At 33.1% G+C, this 854-nt stretch carries 1 protein-coding gene; it reads left to right on the top strand.

From position 1 onward, the window contains the following. Positions 1-41: 41 nt before the first annotated feature. Positions 42-854 (top strand): hypothetical protein (locus AB3H93_RS14130; RefSeq protein WP_368020738.1); only part of this gene is annotated, 813 nt, incomplete at its 3' end.

Here is an 854-nt window from a genome sequence, read left to right as displayed (position 1 = left end):
GTTGATGAAGCAGTACATAAAATTTTAAAGGAGAGAATAACATGCCAAACATGGAACAGAAAAAAGAAACAAATCAAAAAATTGCAAATAATGAAAGCGAACGACCTCGAAATACTTTATATAATCATGCTACTATAGCTTTTCAACTAATCGAAGAGTGTAAGCTTGAGGAGGGTGAACCTGTTAGTTCGGAAACATTAGCAGCAATAGGTGAATTTCTTTCTGAACTTAAAGATGATGTAGCAGAAGGGGTCATCCAACGACTTCCACTTCATCCAGATGAGAGCAAACTCATACAACCAAACAACCTAATAGAGACCCAAAATACAATAGAAGTAACTAGCCAAAATAAAACTTTTTATATTGACTACCTTAAGACAAGGCATAAGATTCACTCAGATACACGTTTGCCGAAGGAAACAAAAGATGCACTAATTGGAGACCTTAATAAATTTAAGTTTAATCCCTTGACTCCTGATACGTGTATAGCATTTATTCATGATCTAAAAATAATCGCTGAACAGGACGTTAAGGAACTTATAGGAAATCAAACGTCAAGAGTGGAAAAATTAATTGAAGAAAGAAAAGAAAATGAAGCGGTTAAGCAAGCGATAGCAAGTTTTATGAAGAATAGACACTTTACTAAACTTAACCCCACCATATTAAAGCAATTCATAGATGAGTTGGAGAATAGACCAAGAATAAGCCGAGAGAGACGAGAAAAAGAAATTGAGAAGTTTAAGAGTGAATATAACTATGATGAAAAAGAATATTTTAAGGTAAAAGCAACAGATCAAGTTTCATTAAGTGAAAGACTAAATAATTCAGATTTAAAACCAGAAACTCTACTAAAC

This window comes from Enterococcus sp. C74 (assembly GCF_040887125.1).
GTDB lineage: Bacteria > Bacillota > Bacilli > Lactobacillales > Enterococcaceae > Enterococcus_B > Enterococcus_B hirae.
This window is presented reverse-complemented; position numbering and strand designations above follow the sequence as displayed.